Source organism: Streptomyces sp. SID9727 (genome assembly GCF_010550605.1).
In the GTDB taxonomy this organism is placed as follows: domain Bacteria; phylum Actinomycetota; class Actinomycetes; order Streptomycetales; family Streptomycetaceae; genus Streptomyces.
Genome location: NZ_JAAGNI010000363.1, coordinates 65,557 through 88,673, shown reverse-complemented (window position 1 = coordinate 88,673; position 23,117 = coordinate 65,557). Strand labels below are relative to the sequence as shown.

At 69.7% G+C, this 23,117-nt stretch carries 19 protein-coding genes, 1 tRNA gene and 1 pseudogene; 11 read left to right on the top strand and 10 right to left on the bottom strand.

Annotated elements, in window-relative coordinates; genetic code table 11:
• Nucleotides 1-47: 47 nt before the first annotated feature.
• Nucleotides 48-659 carry a TetR/AcrR family transcriptional regulator gene (locus G3I41_RS25710; protein WP_164402740.1) on the bottom strand — a complete coding sequence of 204 codons (612 nt, stop codon included), beginning with the start codon at nt 657-659 and terminating at the stop codon, nt 48-50.
• A 312-nt stretch (nt 660-971) separates the two neighbouring features.
• Between G3I41_RS25710 and G3I41_RS37085 the strand changes: the two genes are divergently transcribed.
• Nucleotides 972-1,154 (top strand): helix-turn-helix domain-containing protein, encoded by a 183-nt coding sequence (locus tag G3I41_RS37085; protein WP_343242227.1) that lies wholly within the window; start codon nt 972-974, stop codon nt 1,152-1,154.
• A 388-nt stretch (nt 1,155-1,542) separates the two neighbouring features.
• Here the strand turns inward: G3I41_RS37085 and G3I41_RS25700 are convergent, their stop codons facing one another.
• Entirely contained in the window at nt 1,543-1,956 is a 414-nt protein-coding gene (locus G3I41_RS25700; protein WP_164402739.1) for a MarR family transcriptional regulator, read from the bottom strand.
• Nucleotides 1,957-2,064: 108 nt separating this feature from the next.
• Between G3I41_RS25700 and G3I41_RS25695 the strand changes: the two genes are divergently transcribed.
• A complete protein-coding gene (locus G3I41_RS25695) occupies nt 2,065-2,970 on the top strand; it encodes an alpha/beta hydrolase (RefSeq protein WP_164402738.1) in 906 nt (301 codons plus the stop codon).
• Nucleotides 2,971-3,216: 246 nt separating this feature from the next.
• Here G3I41_RS25695 and G3I41_RS25690 read toward each other — a convergent pair whose 3' ends face one another.
• Complete coding sequence (locus G3I41_RS25690; protein ID WP_164402737.1) at nt 3,217-3,795, bottom strand: TetR/AcrR family transcriptional regulator; 579 nt, start codon at nt 3,793-3,795, stop codon at nt 3,217-3,219.
• An 81-nt stretch (nt 3,796-3,876) separates the two neighbouring features.
• Here G3I41_RS25690 and G3I41_RS25685 point away from each other — a divergent pair, with 81 nt between their 5' ends.
• Both G3I41_RS25685 and G3I41_RS25680 read left to right on the top strand, forming a co-directional pair.
• A complete protein-coding gene (locus G3I41_RS25685) occupies nt 3,877-4,650 on the top strand; it encodes an SDR family oxidoreductase (RefSeq protein ID WP_164402736.1) in 774 nt (257 codons plus the stop codon).
• A 31-nt stretch (nt 4,651-4,681) separates the two neighbouring features.
• Complete coding sequence (locus tag G3I41_RS25680; RefSeq protein WP_164402735.1) at nt 4,682-5,050, top strand: VOC family protein; 369 nt, start codon at nt 4,682-4,684, stop codon at nt 5,048-5,050.
• Between the two features lie 116 nt (nt 5,051-5,166).
• Here G3I41_RS25680 and G3I41_RS25675 read toward each other — a convergent pair whose 3' ends face one another.
• Entirely contained in the window at nt 5,167-5,802 is a 636-nt protein-coding gene (locus G3I41_RS25675; protein WP_164402734.1) for a TetR/AcrR family transcriptional regulator, read from the bottom strand.
• A 146-nt stretch (nt 5,803-5,948) separates the two neighbouring features.
• Here G3I41_RS25675 and G3I41_RS25670 point away from each other — a divergent pair, with 146 nt between their 5' ends.
• The gene (locus tag G3I41_RS25670) at nt 5,949-6,707 is read left to right on the top strand and encodes an SDR family oxidoreductase (RefSeq protein ID WP_164402733.1); all 759 of its coding nucleotides are present in this window, start codon (nt 5,949-5,951) and stop codon (nt 6,705-6,707) included.
• 394 nt (nt 6,708-7,101) lie between these two features.
• On the opposite strand, the pseudogene G3I41_RS25665 reads toward G3I41_RS25670, so the two are convergent.
• Together G3I41_RS25665 and G3I41_RS25660 are read right to left on the bottom strand one after the other, a co-directional pair.
• Nucleotides 7,102-7,873: pseudogene (locus G3I41_RS25665) on the bottom strand (transposase family protein).
• A gap of 40 nt (nt 7,874-7,913) precedes the next feature.
• Entirely contained in the window at nt 7,914-8,201 is a 288-nt protein-coding gene (locus G3I41_RS25660; protein WP_239081840.1) for a hypothetical protein, read from the bottom strand.
• A gap of 114 nt (nt 8,202-8,315) precedes the next feature.
• On the opposite strand from G3I41_RS25660, the gene G3I41_RS25655 reads away from it, so the two are divergent.
• The 6 genes from G3I41_RS25655 to G3I41_RS25630 all read left to right on the top strand — a co-directional run bounded on the left by G3I41_RS25655 (nt 8,316) and on the right by G3I41_RS25630 (nt 16,065).
• Nucleotides 8,316-8,963 (top strand): hypothetical protein, encoded by a 648-nt coding sequence (locus tag G3I41_RS25655; protein ID WP_164402732.1) that lies wholly within the window; start codon nt 8,316-8,318, stop codon nt 8,961-8,963.
• A 307-nt stretch (nt 8,964-9,270) separates the two neighbouring features.
• Nucleotides 9,271-10,686, top strand: a complete 1,416-nt coding sequence (locus G3I41_RS25650; protein ID WP_343242226.1) for an alpha/beta hydrolase — start codon at nt 9,271-9,273, stop codon at nt 10,684-10,686.
• 1,056 nt (nt 10,687-11,742) lie between these two features.
• Nucleotides 11,743-12,393, top strand: coding sequence for a GPP34 family phosphoprotein (locus G3I41_RS25645; RefSeq protein WP_164402731.1), 651 nt, complete (start codon nt 11,743-11,745; stop codon nt 12,391-12,393).
• 169 nt (nt 12,394-12,562) lie between these two features.
• Nucleotides 12,563-13,198: a DUF3159 domain-containing protein gene (locus G3I41_RS25640; protein ID WP_239081839.1), complete on the top strand. Its 636-nt coding sequence runs from the start codon at nt 12,563-12,565 to the stop codon at nt 13,196-13,198.
• A gap of 36 nt (nt 13,199-13,234) precedes the next feature.
• Complete coding sequence (locus G3I41_RS25635) at nt 13,235-14,485, top strand: peptide synthetase (RefSeq protein ID WP_164402729.1); 1,251 nt, start codon at nt 13,235-13,237, stop codon at nt 14,483-14,485.
• A 170-nt stretch (nt 14,486-14,655) separates the two neighbouring features.
• On the top strand, nt 14,656-16,065 hold the full coding sequence (locus tag G3I41_RS25630) for an FAD-binding oxidoreductase (RefSeq protein ID WP_164402728.1): 1,410 nt from the start codon (nt 14,656-14,658) through the stop codon (nt 16,063-16,065).
• A 448-nt stretch (nt 16,066-16,513) separates the two neighbouring features.
• On the opposite strand, the gene G3I41_RS25625 is transcribed toward G3I41_RS25630, so the two are convergent.
• From G3I41_RS25625 to tmk, 4 genes are all read right to left on the bottom strand, one after another.
• A tRNA-Thr gene (locus G3I41_RS25625) sits at nt 16,514-16,587 on the bottom strand.
• A gap of 118 nt (nt 16,588-16,705) precedes the next feature.
• Nucleotides 16,706-18,256: an alpha/beta hydrolase gene (locus tag G3I41_RS25620; RefSeq protein ID WP_164402727.1), complete on the bottom strand. Its 1,551-nt coding sequence runs from the start codon at nt 18,254-18,256 to the stop codon at nt 16,706-16,708.
• A 125-nt stretch (nt 18,257-18,381) separates the two neighbouring features.
• A complete protein-coding gene (locus tag G3I41_RS25615) occupies nt 18,382-19,587 on the bottom strand; it encodes a DNA polymerase III subunit delta' (protein ID WP_164402726.1) in 1,206 nt (401 codons plus the stop codon).
• A gap of 150 nt (nt 19,588-19,737) precedes the next feature.
• Entirely contained in the window at nt 19,738-23,064 is a 3,327-nt protein-coding gene (gene tmk / locus G3I41_RS25610) for a dTMP kinase (RefSeq protein ID WP_203601637.1), read from the bottom strand.
• Nucleotides 23,065-23,117: the final 53 nt, after the last annotated feature.

Genomic DNA, 23,117 nt, shown 5'->3' with positions numbered 1-23,117 from the left:
TCGCGCCGTGGTCTCGCGCCTCGACGCGAAGGGGTGGCTGGTCCGGTTCACGGCCGGGGGAGTCCGGCGGATGGTGCGGGGCCGGTGGAGAGGACGTGGTCGACGGCGGCGTTGAGGGTCTCGGTCTCGGCGATGAGGACGGATTCGCGTGTGGGCAGGGCGCGTTCGACCGAGAGTCCGTTGAGGACGGTGAGAAGGAACCTGACGTTGCGGGTGTGGTCTCCCGGGGGCAGTGCGCCCTCCTCGGCGAGCACGGCCAGCCAGTGTTCGACCAGACGCTCCGCCTCCCGCTCGTGGGCGAGGTAGGCGGTGCGTACCGGTTCGGTCGGTTCGGGTTCGATGAAGCTCCGATAGACCGTGCCCCATGCGGTTCGCGCGTCCTCGTTGGTGCCGAGCGGTGCGAGAACCTGCCGCAGGCAGTTCAGCAGCCGTTCGCGGGGCGACAGTGTCCGGTCCCGGATCGGGTCGCCGGGCAGCAGGTGTTCGTAGATCCGCTTGAGCAAGCTGTCCTGCAGCGCGCGCTGGGTGGGGAAGTGGAACCTCAGCGAGCCGATGCTCACCCCGGCACGCGCGGCGACCGCGCGCACGCTCAGCTTCGCCGCTACGTCCTCGGCGATCATCTCCGCGGCGGCCTGGAGGATCTTCTCGCGTGTTTCCATGTCCCGCTCTCCTTCGCTTCTCCCAGCACCCTTCACTGTACTAGCACGCCGTACTAGTACAGCATGCTAGTGCTCCGACCGGGAAGGTTCGCCGGGGCGGTCGTCCGGGCGGCTGGATGCACGGTGACATCCGCTCTGACTGCTGGGGGGTGCAGTGGCTGGACTTGTCCATGTGTGCAGGTTGACCGACCTGGAGGGGCAGAGCTGCAGCAGATCGTGCGCCGGGGCAGCACCAGTTCGGTGCGCTACCGGTGCGCGATGACGCTGCTGGCCTCGGCCGGTCGGAACCGGGTGCCGGTGATCGCGTAGCTGGTGCAGGCCGACGAGGACACCGTCCGCGACGTGATCCACCCGTTCAATGAGATCGGCCTGGCCTGCTTGGCCCCTCGGTGGGCGGGAGGCCGTCCCCGCCTGCCCAGTCCTGACGACGAGGACTTCGTCGTCAGGACGGCCACCACCCGCCCGAGCAAGCTCGGCCAGCCCTTCACCTGCTAGCCCATCCCCAAGCTCGCCGCCCACCTGCGGAGAGTGCACGGCCGTGTCATCCGGATCGGCCGCGAGGCATTACGGTGCCTGCTCGCCCGCAGCGGTGTCACCTTCCAGCGGAGCAAGACGTGGAAGGAGTCGCCTGGCCCCGAGCGCGACGCCAAGCTGGACCGCACCGAGAAGGTGCTGGAGCGCACTTCGGACCGCTGCGGCAGTTCACCATCGCCAACTCGCACTACCCCAACCACACTGCGCAGTCACGGGCCCTGCACACCTACCTCCGCCGGCGCAACGTCAACACCCGCCACCGCAGCCTGAACGATCCAACGAATCCACGCGAGCACAGCACTGGCGAGCAGGGGTTCACCGGGCAGGCGAACCGCTGGCGACCATGGACTCATACAGGCGAGAGCATCTCCTGAAGCATGCGCTGCAACTCGGCGCGGTCCCGCGGAGTGATCCTCGTCAGCCTGCGGTCGTACTCCAACGCGAGGGCTGCGAGTGCACGATCCCGTGCCTCTGTGCCCTCGGCGGTTAGTACGAGCCGGTGACGCCGCAGGTCCGCGTCGTCGATCTCGCGCCGGATGAACCCCTTGGCGACAAGGTTGCGGACGTAGACCGTCACGCTCGCTCTGGGGAGCAGCAGTGCCGTCGCGATCTCGGCCGGGTACGGCGATGCCTCCACCTCGGCCAGGACGAAAAACTCCTTAGTCTCCAACCCGAGCTCGGCCAGCTCACCCGTGCAGGCATCCATCACAGCGCCCAGCAGCCGCTGGTTCAGCGTCCACAGCTGCGCCCCGTCAACCGACATGCGCCCCCTCCATCCATGTACTACGGTTTCGTATTAGTTTAACCTCGTACAATCGATTTCATTGTACTGGGCTCCTATGGAACAACAATTTCACGAGAGAAGTCAGGCATGCTTAAGCACCTCACGATCCCGCGCGGTCCCATCAACCTCGCTGCGGACCTCCACCTGCCCGACAGCAGCGCACCGCTGCGCACCGTGGTGCTCTCCACCCCGGGCAGCAGCGTGAAGGAGCAGATCGGCGCCAACTACGCCTCCCGTCTCGCCGCCCGCGGCATCGCGGCACTCGTCCTCGACCCCGCCCATCAGGGTCAGAGCGAGGGCGAGCCCCGCGACCTCGAAGACCCCTACCGCCGAGGTGAGGACATCTCCTACGCCATCGATGTACTCACCACGACCCCCGGCATCGACCCGCAGCGCATCGGCGTCCTCGGCATCTGCGCCGGTGGCGGCTACGCCGTGCACACCGCTCGCACGGACCACCGCATCAAGGCGGTCGGCACCGTAGCCCCCGTCAACATCGGCGCCGCGTTCCGCAGCTTCTCCCCCGACGGTCCGGCCACAGCACTCGACGCCCTCGCGGACGCACGGACCGAAGAGGCCCGCTCCAGCGAGATGACCCGCGTGAACTGGCTGCCCGACACCCCCGAGGACGCCGCGGCAGCGGGCCTGACCGACATCGACACCACTCAGGCCGTCACCTACTACCGCACCGAGCGCGGCGGCAACGAACACTCCACGAACCGGCGCCTCTTGCGCAGCGACTCCCTCCTGCTGGGCTACGACGCGTTCCACCTGGCCGATCGGCTCATGACCCAGCCACTCCAGGTCATCCTCGCCGGACGCATCGGCAACACCGGTTCCTACGACACCGGCGTGCAACTGTGGAAGCTGGCCCCCAACCCCGTCGACCTCATGGTGATCGACGGCGCCGGCCACTACGAGATGTACGACGAACCCGAATACGTCGACACCGCCGTCGAACGACTCACCAGCTTCTATGCGAACAACCTGTAAGGCATCCGAACCGGCGAACGTATGCGGTCCCAGCACTAGCGCCCTTCCTGACTCGCTGCACTAGTGGCGGTGCCGGCCGATGCACACAGGAGGGGCGGAGCACGACGTTGAAGCAGCGGGGCGGCATCAAGACGCCTGGACCCGGGCGACGGCAGGGAACTGCAGCGGTGCCGCGCTGTACGAGGACGGCGACGGGAGCGGTCAGGAGTGACGGGCAGGGCCTGGCCGGTGGCGCGCACCCCCGGCTCAGGGTGACTGCGAGGCGCCGTGTCGCAGGCCGTCGAAGAGGAGGGCGGTGATCTGCCGGGCCTCGACCAGCCAGCCCTCCGTGGCGCGCATTCCGCAGACGCCGCCCAGGGCACGCAACAGAGTTGGGCCTGTGACGTCGTCGCGGACGGTGCCGGCCGCACTGCCTGCTTCGAGCAGCAGGGAGAGGGCACCGGCCATACGCGTACGGGCGTCGTCGAAGACCGGTGAGTCCGTCGCCATGATGCTCTCCAGCACACCGGACATTCCCTTGCCCACCGCCGCGTGGTCCACGAGCAGCAGCAGGAAGCGCCGCAGCGCCTCCTCCGGGGCGTGCTGGTCCAGCAGGACGCCGGGCGTGGCGCACAGGTCGTCGACCTCTTTGCGGTAGACCTCCTCGATCAGCGCGTCGCGGGTTTCGAAGTGGCGGTAGAGCGTTCCGACGGCGACGCCGGCGCTGCGGGCGATGTCCTCGACGTGCGCGTCGGCGTCGCCGCCGAGGAACGCCTGGCGGGCCGCGGACAGCAAGGCCTCGCGGTTGCGTCGCGCGTCGGCACGCAGCGGGCGTGGTTGCGTCAAGAGAACCTCCACAAGGTGAGTCCGGTTCCGTTTACGTGTACCTTTTCCGGAGTCAGGTTCATCTTACGGAGGAGACACCCCATGCCCATCACGGACAACAGCCTCGACGGCCTTCGGGTACTGGTCACCGGCGGCAGCCGGGGCCTGGGCGCGGCGACCGTGCGCCGCTTCGTCACCGCGGGCGCGATCGTACTGACGGCCTCCCGCAGCCGGCCCGAGGAGGACAGCGACGCCACATTCCTCGCGGCGGACCTCTCCACGCAGCAGGGAGTGGCCGAACTCGGCCGCCGCGTCGTCGAGCAGGTGGGCGGCGTGGACGTGCTCGTGAACAACGCGGGCGCGGCGAGCTCCCCGGCGCCGACCCTGAGCCGGTCGGACGAATCCTGGCAGGCGGACCTGGAGATGAACCTCCTCAGCGCCGTGCGTCTGGACCGGGCCCTGGTGCCGGGAATGGTCGAGCGGGGCTCCGGCGTCGTCGTGCACGTCTCCTCGATCGCCAGCCAGCTGCCTCAGCGCACCGAGGCGCCCTACGCCGCCGCCAAGGCCGCGCTCAACACCTACAGCCGCGAACTGGCCACCGAAGTCGGCGCACACGGGGTGCGCGTGGTCTGCGTCCTTCCCGGCTTCGTCGTCACCGACGGCGCCACCGCCCACCTGAAGCACATGGCCGAGAAGCAGGGCATGACCACCGAAGAGGTCACCCGGCAGATCGTGGACCACCTGAACGTTCCCCTGGGCCGCCCCGGCGATCCCGAGGATGTCGCCGAGATGATCGCCTTTCTCGCCTCCGGCCGCGCGAAATGGCTCACCGGAGCGCAGTTCCGCGTCGACGGCGGCATCATCCCGACCGTCTGAGCAACCACCGACAGCACGAACAGGACACCCCATGCCCATCACCCTGGCCTCCGTGATCATCGACGCCGCCGACGTCGAGAAGGAGAGCTCGTTCTGGCACCGGCTGCTCGGCGGCTCCCTCACCCCCACGCCGACGCACCACTTCGTCCAGGCTCCCGGCCTCCCGGCGATCGTGGTCCAGTCCGCTCCCGGACACACCGCCCCGAACTGGCCGGACGGCACCTCCCAGCAGATGCACCTCGACTTCGGCGTCGACGCACTCGCAACCGCCGACCGCACGGCCACCGACGCCGGCGCCACCCGACTGCGGCCCACCGACGAGATCACCCCGGAAACCCGCACCGGCAGCCGCGTCTACGCCAGCCCGGCCGGACACCCCTTCTGCCTACGCTCAACCTGAGCCGGCCGTCCACCAGGCCGCGCCTGTCGTCAAAAGATCGTTTGCCTACAGGTATCGCGGGTGAAAGCGCCGCGGTCTCAGGCATTGCGCGGCCGTGTGGAAATTCCGGCTCCGGGTCAGGCCGGCGGGCCGGGGGTGTATCTGGCGAGCATGGTCTGGACGGCCTCTTCGACGGCGCTGTGGATGTCGGAGGCTGCGGGGTTCCAGCCGGTCAGCAGCATGCGGGGCCACAGGACGTAGTTAGCGATCATGCCGAGGAACTGGTTCGCGGCGCTTTCAGCGTTGGGCACATCAGCGTTGCCCGCCTCATGCTCGGATTCCAAGTAGTGCTGGACGGAGGCGAAGTAGGGCAGTTTGCCGAGCTGGAACTGCATCCGTCCCAGCTCGGGGAAACGAGGCAGTTCGGCGATGACGATCCGGAACAAGCCTGTCATGCGGGGCTGGCCGATCAGGTCGGCGTAGCGGTGGCCGATGGCTGTCAGCCCGGAGCGCAGGTCTCCCGCCTGTGGCCGCGCGGCAGTATCGCCGGCGTCGCGCTGCCAGGACTCGGTGACGATGGCCTCGAAGAGGGCCGCCTTGGTGGGGAACTGCTTGAACAGGGTGGACTTCGAGACCCCGGCCGCTTCGGCGATCCGTGCGAGGGAGGTGCCGTCGTAGCCGCGGTCCAAGAACAGTTCTGTGGCCGCGGAGGTGATCGCCTCACGCTTCTGCTGGGCGAGCCTGCGGTGATGCGCGGTGAGTTCTGCTGCCATGCGGAGAGTATGCCGCAGCCCCGAGGCGAGTCACTTGACTCGCCTCTTGGGCCCGCTTACGGTGCAGCAGTAAGGCGAGTCGAGTGACTCGCATCTGAGGTGTGGCACCTGGGCGCATCCTCGTTGTCGCGCGATGGAGGAAGTTCATGACAGTCGACAAGATCGCTTTGGTGACCGGTGCGAATCGCGGCCTCGGGCGCAGCGCGGCCATCGCCCTGGCCACACGCGGGGTGCGGGTCGTGGTCACCCACCGCGGTGACGCGGCCGGGGCTGTGAAAACGGTGGAAGAGGCGCAGGCCGTGGGTGGGACGGCCGCTGCTCTCCGGCTCGACATCAGCGACGTCCCCTCCTTCGCGTCCTTCACCACCGAACTGGGCGCGCAGCTGGAGCGCTGGGGTACTTCGCGGCTCGACATCCTGGTCAACAACGCGGGACTGGGAGTCTTCGGGCCGCTGGAGACCGTCACGATCGACGACTTCGACACGGTGATGGGCACCAACGTCCGGGGCACGTTCTTCCTCATCCAGTCGCTCATGCCGCTGCTGGCCCAGGGCGGCCAGGTCATCAACGTCTCGACGTCACTGACCCGCCACACCAGCCCCGCCACCTCGGTCTACTCCGCCTCGAAGGCCGCCGTCGAAGCTCTGAGCCGCACCCTCGCCGCAGAACTCGGACCTCGCGGCATCCGGGTCAACTCCATCGCCCCGGGGCCGACCGCCACCGACTTCAACGGCGGAGCGATGCGGGACGACGCCGGAATGCGCCAGGTTCTGGCCGGACAGACCGCGCTCGGCCGCGTCGGCGAACCTGAGGAGATCGGCGACGCCATCGCCACGCTGGCCTCCGAGGGACTGCGCTGGGTCACCGCCCAGCGCATCGAGGTCTCCGGCGGCGCCCTCCTGTGACGCCGGGCGACGGCCGGCAGGGAAGCAGGTAGCGGGCCTTGACGAGCTCGTGCATGGTTGGCGGTAGCGCGTCGAGGACTGTCGATCGGCAGTTGTGTTCACTTTCGCGTGCCACTGGCCTGCCGGCGGGAGAGCGGTCCGGCGACGGCGAGACGTCAGCACCGCCTGGTGCCGCTCGTGCCACAACGGGCCGACCTCGGTGACAAGTTCTGCGATCACGTCGGGCGTCAGCCCGGTGATCCGCGGGCTACGGATGGTTGCCGCACGCGTCCGATTCCCCACCACACGGGTCGTGCTCAACGATCAAGGTCTCGCCAACCACGCACGAGCCCGTAAAGGGTGTTGCACAAGGCTGCGTTCGGGCAGGTCAGAGCCGGTGGAGACGGTTCTCTGGTCATGATGCGAGGGCGAGGTTGTGCATCTGGGCGACGGCCTTGGACGGCATGGTGGAGGCCGTTGCCGTGCTGCCGGCAGTCGCGGAGGATCTTGTAGTTCTTCATCCGGCCGATCACGTGTTCCACGCGGGCGCGGACCTTGCGGTGGGCCGCGTTGTCGGCCTCTTCGCCCGACAGCAGCGGCCGTCGGGGGCGTTTGCGGTGCGGGGTGATCATGCCGCAGTTGAGGTAGGCGCCGTCGGCCAGGACGGTCACGTCGCGGCAGTGCTCGGCCAGGCCGGACGCCCGCCAGGCGTGCGCGTCCGCGGTGGTGCCCGGCACCGGCCGGGCGGCGGCGATCACCAGGCGGGTGTCGGCATCCACGATGACCTGCACGTTCGCCGAGAACCGGTAGTTACGGCTGGAGGAGCCGACCTCGCGGTCCCAGACCGGGACCAGGGTGCCGTCCACGGTCCATAGCCGGTCCGCCGCATCGGCCGGCCGGGTCACCGGCTCCAGCGCGAGCAGGGGGCCCAGCTTCTGGATCACCCGGCACACGGTCGAGGACGAGATGCCGAACAGCGGGCCTAGCTGCCGCATGGTCAGGTTCGTGCGGTAGTACACGGCCACCACCAGCACCCGTTCGGGCAGTGGCAGACTCCACGGCCGGCCCCGCAGGGTCCCGTTGCCGCCCCGGTCCCGGACCGTCTTCAGCAGCCGCCCGAACTGCTCCAACGACAGCCCCGCGAACGTCTCCACCCACACCCGTTCAGCCCTCAACACCCCAACCAAACATCGGAGATGCCCAGATCACGGCCTTGTGCAACACCCTTTAAGGACTGTCCCGTAAGTACCGCTTGCCACCGGCGTTGCGCCTTTCCTCGGAGAGCACGGTCAGCCAGTGTTCGACCCGGCGCTCCGCCTCCCGCTCGTGGGCGAGGTAGGCGGTGCGAACCGGTTCGGGTTCGATGAAGCTCCGACAGACCGTGCCCCATGCGGTTCGCGCGTCCTCGTTGGTGCCGAGCGGTGCGAGAACCTGCCGCAGGCCGTTCAGCAGCCGTTCGCGGGGCGACAGTGTCCGGTCCCGGATCGAGTCGCCGGGCAGCAGGTCTTCCTTCACTTCTCCCTGCTTTCCCCACCCAACTAGCACGCCGTACTAGTACGGCGTGCTAGCGTCTCCCTAGCACGCTGTACTAGTAAGGGTGCGGCCGAGGCGCGAAGGGGTGCGCGGAGCATGGCGTTGAAGCAGTGGGCGGCATCAAGGCGCCTCAAGCCGGGCGACGGCAGGGAACTGCAGCGGTTCCGCTGGTGGCAGCTCCCCGCGCGCTCCCTGCTCTGGCTACGGCTTGCCGGTGACGGCGGGCAGGAACGCCTGTACGCCGTCGACGTACGGCACTGGGCGCGATTGGACAACAGCAGGATCCGGGCGCATCTGTTCCTGGACGGCAGGCACGTGGCCGAGTCGAAGTTGCCCGCGGTCTTCCCGGTCGACGGGGGCGTCATCGAGGTGGCGATGAGCAGCTACGGCATCAAGCGCTGCCACTATCGCCCCTTGGACGGACAGCCGTCTCAGCTCACGCCCGACCCCGCCTCCGCGGAGGGACGGAGGGCGCGCTTCGGCACCCGCCACCCGGGACTGAGCCGGGCGGTCGCCGTCGGATCGGTGTTGCTGCTGCTCATCGGTGTGGGCCTGAACCTGCTGCAGCTCGCTGAACCCGTCTCTCACATCCCCCCCGTCACACAGCGGGTCGGAACCTTCGTATCGCCGATACACCTACCGATCTGGCTGAACCTCGCACTGGGAGGCGGGGCCGTTCTGGCGAGCATGGAGCGCGCTCTCCGCCTGCGGTACTCCTCCCTGCTCGACGCGGCCGGTCACTGACTCATCGAAGCGAGGAAGGCACGACCACGCCCCCTTCGGCCGGCCTCTCGCGCGACCGGCGCAGCCGGGCTGCAGGGCATGGCACACGTAGGACGAAAGGAAGATCATCATGATCCAGTCGAGGCCACGGACCGCCGCCAAGTACGGGGCCGCGTTCGCCGCGGCCCTCATGGTCATGACGGGATGCTCGTCTGGCGCCTCGGGGCTGCGCAGCACGTCCGCAACGGGCGCGTCGGCCCCGGCTCCCTCCCCGGACCCGCTCACTTGGAGCACGTGTGGGAAGGACCTGGAATGCGCCACGATCAAGGTGCCGCAGGAATACACCGACCCCGAGGGCGCGCAGAGCCCGCTCGCGGTCATGCGGCACCGGGCCACTGATCCCGCTCAGCGCATCGGCAGTCTCATCTTCAACCCGGGCGGACCCGGGGTCGCCGCCACCGAGACACTCCGCAATCTGCCCAGGACAGCCGGTACTCCGGGCGCTTTCTCGCCTGCTGTGCTCGCCAGATTCGACGTCATCGCGATGGACCCGCGCGGCGTCGGCCAATCGCAGGCCGTTCGATGCCTGACCGACCAGCAGCGAGCCGACGCCGCCGGCACCTCCTTCGACCCGGCGGTCCCCGGAGGCAAGCCTCTGCCGCGGCTGCTGGCCGATGCCGCCGCGTTCACCGACGGCTGCGCCAAGCACCAGAGCAAGAAGTTCCTGGCCAGCCTTTCCACCGACAACGTGGCTCGCGACATCGACCGAGTCCGCGCCGCGCTCGGCGAGAAGAAGATCACGTACTACGGCTTGTCCTACGGCACCGTGGTCGGCCCGATGTACGCCACGCTCTTCCCTCACCGAGTCCGCCAGATGGTGCTCGATGCGCCCGTCGACACCAACCAGTGGTTCGGCGATTCCCTCCCCTTCCAGAACGACGTCGCTGTGGCAAGCGAACGAACCCTCAACGCCTGGTTCAAGACCTGTCGCACCGAAGGGGCCGCAGTATGCCGGTTCGGGGCAGGTGACCCGGAGGCGGCGTTCGACACACTCATCGACACGTTGGAAGCGAAGCCGCTGAAGATCGCACCCGCCCAGGAGGGCGCCACGCCGGGCGGCGAGCTCGACGGTGCCATGGCCCTGGAGACCACCCGAGCCCTGGCCGGCGACCAGAACACCTGGCCGTTGCTGACCTCGGCGCTGCTGGCCGCGCAGAAGGGCAACGGCGCACCCCTCTATACCCTGTGGAGCAGCGTCACGGTATCCCCCTTCCCCGTCCCCACCGCGATGTTCGAAGCCCACACAGCGGTACGCTGCGCCGACTGGCACACCCCGGCCGGCATCGCCGCGCACAAGGCCGCAGCCACCAAGGCTGTTGCTGAGGCGAAGCGGATCGGGACTCGGGCCGCCTACTCCGCTCTCAACTGCGCACGGTGGCCCGCGCCGAACAAGGACCGCGTCACCAAGCCGCTCACAGGCGCCGGTGCGCCCCCGGCACTGGTGGTCGCAGGTCGACTGGACCCTGTGACCCCCCATCACTGGGCCGAGAACATGACCCGGACTCTGGACGCCGCGGTCCTGCTCACACGTGAGGGAGTCGGACACGGCTCCTATGGCATCAACTCGTGTGTCAACAAGGCAGTTGACGCCGCACTCCTCCACGGCACCCGCCCCGCCGACGGCACCGTATGCAAGACGGACACGCCCGCAACCACCCGCCCCCTTGTCCTTGCGAAGCGCTGAGTCACAGCCAGCCGTCACTCGCCCACGCATACGCACGGCATGACCTCAGAACAGCGGAAGGATTTACGCGCGGGCTGACTGAAGTTCAAGGCCACAGCTAAGGGCTGGCCCGCATTTCCCGCCGGGTGCCCGAAGACAGCCAAGGCACCTCGTCACGTTGTCGGAGCGTCCCCATGCATCCAGTATGTGGACGCTCCTTCGCTTTGCGATGCGCCGCGTCCGGACGCCATGCGCTTGATCCACCGGGAATTGCGGGACAGTCCTCACGCAGCCCACTTCAGGGCCCCGCCCGTGCGTGATTCTGCGTCGGCTTGGTGAACCGACGCACCGTAAAAGCGGAGAGAGAATAGGTCCTGCGTTCTCAACCGAGGCGGCCTCGGCGATGTAATCCGCAGTTGCTGACGGCGCAGGTCAAACAAGGCAGAAGGAAAACCCGCGCCTTGCCCTCGTCGCCACCCCGCTCGCAGCACACCACCTGGCCAGTTCAAGGGGAGACCGCCCCGTCATCGGCGACTCCGATTGCACCAGCGGTCTCTCCCACTGCTGTTACCGCACGTCCAGCACACCTTTCGCCGACGTCGACTCCAGTCTCCGCAACACCGCGAGCGCCCGGCCCACCCCGGTTTGAGGGACTGGCCCAGCGGCACGGCCAGGGCCCGGCACGAGAGGTCCTGTGCATCCCGCGCACCCTGACGGGACGCCCCCAGGCGCGAGGCGGACGCCGGTTACGCCTCTGTCACGACGGCGGACTCGGTGCACACCATGCAACAGATCCAGAAATGTCCATCCTCCAGGTCGTACAGAACTATGCCGTAACGTCACCAGTTTCACGGCTCGGACCGGAGGTAGGAGAACCACTGAAAGGCAAATCAGGGGCGAGGGCCCAGCAGTTACTCCCTGATGGGTGGGCGAACGCCCAATTCATTCCACCTGCCCCTTGACAGGTATTAGAGGAAGGGAGGGTGCGACCGATGAGCCCCTCCTCTGCACACATTTCACTCTCTTGTCGGCGATAGAAACTTCTGCCGACTTCGGCTAGCACAAAGGGGAGTTCTGATGCCCACGACTCTCGCTCAGAAGCTGTATCTGCTCTGCTACACCGTCAAGAAGGAAAAGTTCCAGCTCGACAACATTCAGGGGCGCGGCCAGCTGCTGCGGGCCGGGGCGATGACTGAGCTGGCCCGTAACGGTCTGCTGGACGCGACCGGGGGGAAGGTTCGGCGGCTCTCCGGCAATCCGCCTGAGGATCCGTTCACGGCATCGGTCTGGTACGACCTGCCCGAGGACAAGCCCAAGGGCTGGCTGAAGTTCCTGCACAACAAGGCGCACACAGCCGAAACCCCGGTCCGCGACCAGTTGCTCGCCTCCGGGGATGTCGCCATCGAACGGCGGAAGAAGCTGGGGATCGTGTCCACCAACAGGGTCACCGTGGTGCACCCGGACCTGGTGCACGCCCTGCAGGACCGGGTGCGCGCGATCGTGCTCGACGGCACTCCCGCCGATGACCTGACGGACGAGCTGGCCATGGCCGTCCTGGCGGTCGAGCTGGAGCTCTCCTCGGTGTGGAGCAAACAGGACCGCCGCACCCACAAGTCCGCCCTGAAGGCGCAAGCGGCGCGGTTCGACGCGTTCGTCCCCGGACTGCGCAAGGCACTGCGCGACTCCTATCTCGCGAGCCGGGCCGTGGGAGGCGGCTGGAGCGCCTGAACCGCACCACGACCGCAACGAGAAATCCCCGAGAGACGCTGCAACCGCAGCACGTGACCAGGAGTGATCAATGACCCAACTCGAAGGCGAGCACGCCCCCTCCCCAACTCCTGACCCGGGCACCACAAGCGCGCCGCCCCCCGCCCCGGGTTCACCCATTCTCAGGTCCATGGGCGGCATCGCGGGCTTCGTCTACTCGACCGTCCCGGTCGTGGTGTTCGTGATCGCACTCGCCTTGCTGTCGACGAAGGCAGCCGTGATCGCGGCGGTAGCAACCGGTGCGGTACTCACCGTGGCCCGGCTGGTGCGCGGGGAACGCCTTCTCGCCGCCTCGGGCAGCCTGACCGGCGTTCTGGTCGCGGCGGGCATCGTCGCACTCACCGGATCCGCCAAGGACTTCTTCCTGCTGGGCATCTGGGTGGCCTTCGCAGGATTCCTCGCCACCTTCGGTTCGGTCCTCCTGCGCCGCCCCCTGACCGGTGTGGTGTGGAACCTCCTGCACGGTGGCGCGCACGCCTGGCGTGCGGACCGTCAGGTTCTGCGGGCACACGACATAGCCACGCTCGCAGCGGCGAGCGTCTTCGGCGCCCGGTTCGTAGTAAAGCAGTGGCTCTACGTGCATGACGCCACCGGCTGGCTCGCCTTCGCGAAGATCGCCATGGGCTCACCCCTCACCGTGGTCGCCGCACTGGTCGTCGCCTGGGCCTTCCGTGCGACGTCCAAGCGTCTGCTGGACATCCGACCGGTCCCGGCCATCGCTCAGCACGAGGCCGAACTCCCTCCTCGTCAGGATGCCTCCAGGTAGCGAGCAGTCACATCACCTCAGCGCGGAAGGAACCTCATGTCGATCAGCCACACGCAAACAGAGACGGTGCGGGAACTCGGAGCTTTCGAGCGGACCATCGATCTCTACATGCATCGAAACCCTGTCCAGTTCTCCCTGGTCGCCGAGATCGACCGCAAGGTCTGTGAGCAGACGCTGGCACGGGCGCTGAAGCAGGTGCAGGCACAGCACCCGCTGCTCCGCGTCTCGGTCGACCGCCGGTCCGCTCAGGCTCGGTACCGCTGGGCAGAGGGCCCGGTCAGGATCGAAACCGCAGCCGAGGGAACGCCCTGGCAGGCGGTCGTCGCCCGTGAGCAGACGTGCCCCATCGCGCCGGAGCCCGGCCCGCTCCTGCGGACCGTACTGATTCCCGCGGAAACAGGCAGCTTCATCGTGCTGACCTTCGCCCACCAGATCACCGACGGCACCGGCGGCATACGGGTGGTGTCGGACCTCGTCGCCGCCCTCGACGGCGACGAGGAGAGCGGTAGGCCGACCCCGGGGCAGGATGCGCCGCCCTCCCAGGAGGCCCTCCTGCAGGCCCTCGACGCGGCGACGCCTCCCGTCGGGCCGCCCCAGGACGAACTGATGAACCCGCCCGGCGAGCTGACTCAGTTCTCGGGACGGGCACCGCACGTCTCCGCCTTGGCCCTGCAACGCGGTCTGACCGCACGCCTCGTGGCCCGCTGCCGCGCGGAGGGCGTGTCCGTGCACGCCGCGCTGTGCGCTGCCGCCTGCACGCTCTTCCACCGCGCGGGCCGCACCCGGGTGAGGGTGCTGAGCCCGGTCGACCTGCGCCGTGCCGCGGGTCTTCCCGACGCCGTCGCCAATCGCTTCGCCGGAGCGCGGACAGTCAGCGAGGCACCCCAGGCCGAAGATTTCTGGAAGCTGGCCCAGCATCATCACCAGGCTCTGGAACACCAGCGGACACCCGGGTTGCTCAAAGCCGGTTCGCAGGCGCTGGCCCAGCAGCCGCCGACCAACCCCGAAGAGGCCGAGACGATGATGACCGCTGTCACCGCCGCCGACATCCAGATCACCAATCTCGGAGTGGTCGAGGCGCCTGCACACGGCCGCGCCCGTCTCACCGCTCTGTGGGGACCGGCGCAGACCACCCAACTGGCCGGTGAACACGTCCTGGGTGTCGCCACCTGCGGGGGACGCCTACGAATGACGGAGCTGACCCACGACCCCCTGGCCGTCCTGCTGCCCGACATGGTCACCGTCCTCGCCCAGCAGTGCACCGAACCCGGCGCGCCCTCCTCCTGATGCATGCAGGGCACCGAGCACCGTCCCAGACACACCGTCGGCCATCCGGCGGTCCGAAGCGCCCGGGACGCCCTCGCCGAACGGGCAGAGCGCCACCGAACCGACCCGGCCACCACATCCACACCACGCGCTCGACAGCCGCACCCGATGAGCGACACACAGGAGTGACCATGCAGTCCCCTACCGACGCCCACGAAACAGGCGATACCGCCTTCCTGGCCGAGCTGCGGTCCCATATTCCTACGGACCGTGTGCTCACCAGCGGACCGGAGTACACGCGAGCCCTGGCGCTGTTCAACGCAGCGGTCGATGTCCGCCCTTCGGTCGTCGTGCGGTGCGCGAGCACCGCTGACGTGCAGGCGGGAGTACGCGCTTCTCGCAACCATGGAGTGCCACTCTCCGTGCGTGGCGGGGGGCACGACTTCTGGGGCCGGGCGTTCCGACCCGGCGGGCTGGTCCTCGATCTGACCGAAATGAGAGACGTGCAGGTCGACGTCAACCACCGTTACGCGACAGTCGGCGGCGGGGCTCTCTCTTCGGACGTCGTCTCAGCCGCCGAGCGGGCGGGCCTGACCGCCGTCACCGGAACGGCGGGCTCCGTCGGCATGGTCGGCCTCACGCTCGGCGGCGGCTACGGTCCCCTCCTGGGCCAATTCGGGCTCGCAGCCGACAACCTGCTCAGCGCCGAGGTCGTCCTGGCCGACGGCTCACGAGTGAACACCGACGCCGAACACCACCCGGACCTCTTCTGGGCCTTGCGCGGCGGCGGCGGCAACTTCGGCGTCGTGACCTCGGCACGGATCCGCCTGCACCCCGTACCGACCGTCATCTCGGGAACCATCCTGTACCCGATCGACCAGAGCGCCGGCATACTGGCCGACCTCGGCGGGATCCTTCAGGACAGTCCCGACGAGCTGACGGTAGACGTGGGGTTCCTTCCCGGCCCGGACGGCAAGCCGACGGTGTACGTCGCCCCGACCTGGTCGGGGAACCTTGAGGCAGGCAACGCCCAGAACGGGCCGGTACGCACCCTGGCCAGACTCGGCACACCCGTGCTCGCCGAGATCGGACCGGCCGCCCGTTCCGCAACACTGGCAGCGACGGACGCCATGTTCCCACCGGGCCGCATGGGCGCGATCCGCACACGAACCGTCCAGAGCGTCACGGGCTCCATCGCAACCCTCCTGGACCGGGCCGCCCAGGAGTTCACCTCACCGTTCTCCGCGATCGTGTGGCACCAGTTCCACGGTGCGGCCACCCGCCCAACTCTCGGTTCCACGGCTTTCGGCCGACGCGAACCGCACCTCATGGTCGAGCTGATCTGCATGTGGGAGAACGGCGAGAACAAGGACCACACAGGTAGGCCCTCGCACCTGCGCTGGCTGGAAGAAGCTCACGCAGCCCTCGAACCGTTTTCCCTGCCGGGCGGCTACGTGAACTTCCTGGGGCCGGAAACTCCCGACCAGATAGCGAACTCCTACGGGCCGAACACCGAACGCCTGCTCGCCGTGAAGTCCGCAGTCGACCCGGACTCGGTCTTCTCCGCCACACCGCTCCCTACATCCACCGCCGGCGCCTGATCACCGCGTGTGTGAGACGAAGGAGAGATCGCCGACCTGGTCAGCGGCAGCAACCCCTCATCCCTGCCTTGGCGGTTGAACAGCGACAGACAACTGTTAGTCAGGGGCTTCTTCCAAATGTCGGGCCAGCGCAAGAAGGCCTCCGGCCAGCTGCCCGTCCGCAGGCCCCCGGACCCTTCCATCCCCTCGGAAAGCGTTCCCCGAACGCAGCGTCACGCACGCTTGTCCACCGGCTGTCCACCGGAGCAAGTGACTACGCGGCGACCGAGGGCTGAACTGCACCAAAACAGCAGGTCAGAACCTTACCGGAGCTCACAGGCGCCAGCGAAAACGAACCTGAGACTTGCGCCTTACATGCACAGACGAGCGGCGCCCGATTTGGCAGGATTCCAAGGTCATCCCCAACAGGAAACCCCAGGTCAGAAGCCTGACCTGGGGTTCACCGTTGAGCCGCCTTCGGGATTCGAACCCGAGACCTACGCATTACGAGTGCGTTGCTCTGGCCAACTGAGCTAAGGCGGCGCGCCCTGTCCGCACCATGATGCGATCAGCAGCGACGCCAAGTCTACACAGTTTCCGGGGGTGCTCCGAACCATCCCGCTCCCACCACGAACCCGCAGGTCAGCGCTGGGCGGAGAGGTCAGGTGCACTTCTTGTCCGCGGCCGGAGGGGTGCCCTCCAGGAGGTACGTGTTGATCGCCGTGTCGATGCAGTCGCTGCCGCGTCCGTACGCGGTGTGGCCGTCGCCCTCATAGGTGAGCAGGGTGCCCGAGGAGAGCTGGCCGGCCAGGGACTCGGCCCAGGCGTACGGCGTGGCCGGGTCGCGGGTGGTGCCGACGACGACGATGGGGGCGGCGCCCTCGGCCTCGATGCGGTGGGCGGTGCCGGTGGCGGGGACGGGCCAGCGGGTGCAGTTCAGGGCCGCCCAGGCGAAGCCCCTGCCGAAGACCGGGGACGCCTTCTCGAAGCCGGGGAGGGCCTTCTCGACGGCCTCGGGGCCGGTGAACGCGGGCGGGAGGTCGAGGCAGTTCACCGCCGCGTTGGCGAACATCAGATTGGCGTACTTACCGCTCGGCTCCCGCTCGTAGTAGCTGTCGGCCAGGGCCAGCAGCCCCGATCCGTCGCCCGACTCCGCGCCGGTCAGCGCCTCGCGCAGCTGGGGCCAGGCCGACTCGTCGTACATGGCGGCGATGACTCCCGTCGTGGCCAGCGATTCGCCCAGCCGGCGCGACTCGCCCGTCGGAATCGGGTCCTCGTCCAGGTCGGCGAAGAGCTTCTTCAGGCGGTCCGCCGCGTCGGAGGCGGACGTGGTCCCGAGCGGGCAGTCCGCCTGCTTCACGCAGTCCTTCGCGAACGACTGGAAGGCCGTCTCGAACCCCGCCGTCTGCGCCCGGTTCATCTCCTCCGACGAGAGCGAGGGGTCCATCGCCCCGTCGAGGACCAGGCGGCCGGTGCGTCCGGGGAACAGTTCGGCGTAGGTCGCGCCCAGGAACGTTCCGTACGACGCCCCCACGTAATTCAGGCGCTCGTCGCCGAGCAGGGCGCGCAGCATGTCCATGTCCCGTGCCGTCTCCACGGTCGAGACATGCGGCAGGATCTCACCCGAACGCTTCTCGCAGCCCGAGGCGAACTTCTCGAAGGCGTCACTCAGCTTCGCGACCTCGGCGTCGTCGTCCGGGGTCTGGTCCACCTGCGTGTACGCGTCCATCTGCGGCCCGGTCAGGCACTCGACGGGCTCACTGCGCGCCACCCCGCGCGGGTCGACGGCCACCATGTCGTAGCGGGCCCGCACCTGGGCGGGGTAACCGATCCCCGCGTAGCCCTGGAGGTAGCCGATGGCCGATCCTCCGGGACCGCCCGGGTTCACCAGGAGGGAGCCGATCCGCTTACCGGGACCGGTCGCCTTCTTGCGCGAGACGGCCAGCTTGATCTCGCCGCCGTCCGGCTTCGCGTAGTCCAGCGGCGCCTTCATCGTCGCGCACTGGAAACCGCTGACACCGCAGTCCCGCCAGCTGAGGCGCTGCGCGTAGTACGGCTTCAGGCCGGCCGGCACTGCTGCGGGCGACGCGGACGCGGCACCGGCGGAGGAGGAGGCTTCCGACGACGAGTCTCCGCCGCTGCACCCGGATACGAGCAGGCCGGCAGTGCCGAGCGCGAGGGCAAGAGTGCGGAACGGGCGCCTGGTGTCCATGCCCGGAGCGTAGCCGCCCTGTCGCCGCACCCCCGTTTCCCTCCTCTTTCGGGTGACGCAGCGCGCGGCGCGCGCCTTGAGGGGCGCCTGACGCCTCAGCCCGCACGCAGAGCCATGACCACACCTCAGCCCGCGCGCAGCGCCATCGTCATCGCCTCCACCGCCAGCAGCGGCGCCACGTTGCGATCCAGGGCGCGGCGGCAGGCCGACACCGCCTCGATCCGGCGCAGCGTGCGCTCCGGGGTGGACGCGCGCGCGACACGGTCCAGGGCGTCCTCGGCGTCGGCGTTGGCTATCGCGATCCGCGAGCCGAACTGCAGGGCGAGCACATCGCGGTAGAAGCCGGTCAGCTCGGTGAGCGCCAGATCGAGGCTGTCGCGCTGGGTGCGGGTCTTGCGGCGCTTCTGCCGGTCCTCCAGCTCCTTCATCACCCCGGCCGTGCCGCGCGGCATACGGCCCCCGGCGGCGGCACCGAGCGCTGCCTTCATGTCCTCCGTCTCCTTCGCGTCCACCTCCTCGGACGCCTGCTTCGCGTCCTCGGTCGCGGTGTCGATCAGCTCCTGCGCCGCCTTAAGGCATCCCCCGATGTCCTCGACGCGCAGCGGCAGCTTCAGCACCGCGGCCCGGCGCGCCCTGGCCCGCTCGTCCGTGGCGAGGCGGCGCGCCCTGCCGATGTGCCCCTGGGTGGCGCGGGCCGCCGCGGCGGCCCGCTCCGGGTCGATGCCGTCCCGGCGGATCAGGACGTCGGCGACCGCGTCGACCGGCGGCGTACGCAGGGTGAGGTGGCGGCACCGCGACCGGATCGTCGGCAGCACGTCCTCCAGCGAGGGCGCGCACAGCAGCCACACCGTGCGCGGCGCGGGCTCCTCGACCGCCTTCAGCAGAACGTTGCCCGCGCCCTCGGTGAGGCGGTCGGCGTCCTCCATGACGATGACCTGCCAGCGCCCGACCGCCGGCGAGAGCTGGGCGCGGCGCACCAGCTCACGGGTCTCCTTCACACCGATGGAGAGAAGGTCGGTGCGGATCACGTCGACGTCCGCGTGCGTACCGATGAGACTGGTGTGGCAGCCGTCGCAGAAACCGCAGCCCGGCGCCCCGCCCAGCGCGCGGTCAGGGCTGGTGCACTGGAGCGCGGCGGCGAAGGCCCGGGCGGCGGTGGAGCGTCCGGAGCCGGGCGGTCCGGTGAACAGCCAGGCGTGCGTCATCTTCGAGCCGGGCGGCACCGGCTCCCCCGCCGCGTCGGCGGTGACCAGCACATCGGCGTCCCGGGCGGCGGCGCCCAGCTGCTCCTGCACCCGGTCCTGGCCGACCAGGTCGTCCCACACGGACATGGGGCACCGCCTTTCCGCTTCGCTCGACGCGTGGCTCCCGTCGCTCCGGTCTCCCATTGTGAGGGACGGGTCCGACAACGCGGACGCCGATGGCCCCGCACCCGTGGAGGGTGCGGGGCCATCGGCGTACTTCGGTCGGCGCCGGACCGGTCAGCGGCGCGGACGCCGTCCCCGGCCGCCCGAGGACTCCGGGCCCTCGTCGTCGTAACCGCCCAGCAGCTCGTCGGCCAGGCTGGGCAGGTCGTCCAGCGGGGTCTCCTCCGCCCAGTCGGGCCGGGGTCGCCGGGGCCGCTGCTGCTGCGCGTGCGGGTCGGTGATCTGCGGCAGCTCACGAGTGCGCTCGTTGTCGCCCTCCGTCGGCCGCTCGTCCCGGAAGATGCCACGCGGCACGCGGTCGGACGGGTCGGACCCCCGTGCACCGCCACCGCGCCCGGTGTCCGGCACGGCGGGCAGCACGGTCGTCTCCTCGGAGTCGTCCGAGAACTTCGGGATCACGGTCGTCTCGTCCTGATCGGACGGCCAGGGCCCGCCGCGACCCCGGTCGGAACCGGAGGGCGGATCCACGGGCGCGGGAACGGGCTGCGTGATCTCGTTCGGGTCGACGATCGGCGTGGGCACGGTCAACTCGTTGTCGGGCCCGGAGGGCTCGTCACCGCTGCCGGAACCGCCGGCTTCCGACGAACCCCCGGAGTCCTGCCGCCGCCGGGACTCCTCCTCCCGGGCGGCCCGGGCGCGGGCTTCCTGCCGCGCGGCCAGGGCGCGGGCCTCCTCCTCACGGGCGGCCCGCTCACGAGCACGCTCCTCGGCGGCAGCCGCTTCGGCCCGGGCCCTGGCCTCGGCCTCCGCCTCGGCCTGGCGGCGGGCGGCCTCCGCCCGGAGCAGGGCCTCCTCGGCCTTGCGCTGCTTCTCCAGCCGGGCGGCCTCGGCCTCCTTGCGCAGCCGGGACTCCTCCTCCGCCTGCCGGCGCAGTCGTGCCTGTTCCGCTTCGTACGCCGCTTCCTCGGCCTCGCGGCGCGCGCGCTCGGCCTCGGCGACGCGCCGGGCCTCCTCGGCACGCTGCCGCTCCTCCTCGGCCTTGCGGGCGGCCTCTTCCTCGGCACGGCGCCGGGCCTCCTCGGCACGCTGCCGGGCCTCCTCCGCCTGGCGCTCGGCCTCGCGTCGGCGCGCTTCCTCCTCCTCGCGCCGCTTGCGCTCCTCCTCCTCGGCACGGAGCTTGGCGAGCTGTTCCTGCCGCTCGCGCTCCAGGCGCTCCTCCTCGGCCTTGCGGGCGGCCTCTTCCTCGGCACGGCGCCTGGCCTCTTCCTCGGCGGCCCTGCGGGCCTCCTCGCGGGCCTTGATCTCGGCCTCGGAGAGCGGCAGGACCTGGTCGAGGCGGTGGCGTACGACCGTGGTGATGGCCTCCGGCTCCTGTCCGGCGTCCACCACGAGGTAGCGCGTCGGGTCGGCGGCGGCCAGGGTCAGGAAGCCGGAACGCACCCGGGCGTGGAACTCCGGCGGCTCGGACTCCAGCCGGTCGGGCGCCTCGGTGAACCGTTCCCTCGCGGTCTCGGGCGCGACGTCCAGGAGCACGGTCAGGTGCGGTACGAGGCCACTCGTCGCCCAGCGCGAGATGCGGGCGATCTCGGTCGGGGCCAGATCGCGGCCGGCGCCCTGGTAGGCGACGGACGAGTCGATGTAGCGGTCGGAGATGACGACGGCGCCGCGCTCCAAGGCCGGACGGACGACCGAGTCGACGTGTTCGGCGCGGTCGGCGGCGTACAGCAGGGCCTCGGCCCGGTTGGAGAGCCCGGCCGACGACACGTCGAGCAGGATGGACCGCAGCCGCTTGCCGACCGGGGTGGCACCCGGTTCACGGGTGACGACGACCTCGTGGCCCTTGGCCCGGATCCACTCGGCGAGCGCCTCGACCTGGGTGGACTTGCCGGCTCCGTCGCCGCCCTCCAGGGCGATGAAGAAGCCGTTCGCGGCGGGCGCGACGGCCGGATCGCCACCGCGCAGCGCCTCGCGCAGGTCACGTCGGAGCGGTACGCCGGAGCGGTCGTCCGTCTTCGCGAGGACGATGACCGCGACGGGCAGCAGCAGGGCGCCGACCAGCATCAGGGTGAACGCGGCGCCGCCGTGGGCGAAGAGGAAGTCGCCGATGGTCAGCCGATGGGTGCCGATGGCCGCGGCGACCAGGGGGCCGCCGACCGCGCCGAGGGCGATGAGGACCCGGACGACGGCCTGGAGGTGCTCGGCGATCCTGGTCCGGCGGGCCTCCTCGGTCTCCTGATCGACGAGGACATGACCGGTGTTCGCGGCGACGCCCGCCGCGTATCCGGCGAGTACGGCGAGCAGGACGACGGTCGCGGTGTCCGGGACGAGGCCCATCGCCAGGAGGGCGATGCCCGTGACGGCGGTGGCGAACGAGAGCATCCGCCGCCGCGACAGGGTGGGCAGCACCTTCCCCGCCGTACGGATGCCCACACCCGTACCGCCGGTGAGGGCGAGGACGAGCAGGGCGAGGGTGACGGGCCCGCCGCCGAGGTCGCTGGCGTGCAGCACGGCGACGGCGGCCGCGGCCGCGATGGCGCCGGCGACGGCCGCGCAGGTGGCGACGATCAGCGGGATGGAACCGGTACGCCCCTTGTCGGGGCCGTTCCCCGCGGACGGCCGGCGCAACCCCTCCAGGGGCGAGCGCGGGCGCGGCGTCTGCGTACCCGGCAGTTCCAGGAAGTACAGGGTGGAGATGGAGGCGGAGAACAGCCCGGCCGCGACGTACGAACCGAGGGCCGCCTGGTGGAAGGAGAACCAGTCCAGGCCGGAGCCCAGCAGGCTGCCGATCACCGTGGCGACCAGCAGGACGGCCGCGGCGAGGGGAACGGCCGCGAAGTCCGTACGCAGGGACAGCCGGCGCAGTGCGTCGAGGTGGTCCGGCAGGGGGCGCACGGCGGCGCCCTCGATCGGCGGGGCGGGCAGCAGCGCGGGGGCCGCGCTCTCCTTGGCGACGGCCCAGAGCCGTTCGGCCGCCCCGGCCACGAAAACGGTGACGAGGATCATCGTGAGCGCGTTGGAGGGCGTCCAGTCGATCCACAGGGGCGCGACGACGAGCAGCAGGAGCCGCAGCCCGTCGGCCCCCATCATCAGCCACCGCCGGTCGACCGGCCCGCCCGGCGCCGTGAGCGACGTCAACGGCCCGAGAAGTACGGCTCCGAAGAGCAGGGTGGAAATGATCCGGGCCCCGAACACGGCGGCGACGGCAAAGGCCGCCCCCCGGTATCCGGTCCCGAATGAGCCCTCGAGAACCGCCGCTTGCAGCGACAGCAGCACCAGCACGAGAAGGGCGAGTGCATCGCCGGTACTGCCGACGAGCTGGGCGCTCCACAACCGCTTCAGCGGTTGAACACGCAACAGGGCTCGTACGGCGCGCTCGCGTGAGTCTGCGGCAAGTGCGTCGGAGGTGGGGCTCACGACCGTAGGCTGCTCGGCTCGCGTCATCCGCCCAGCCTAACGGGACGCCCACATCCCCTGTGCCCCCACCCGAACAAACA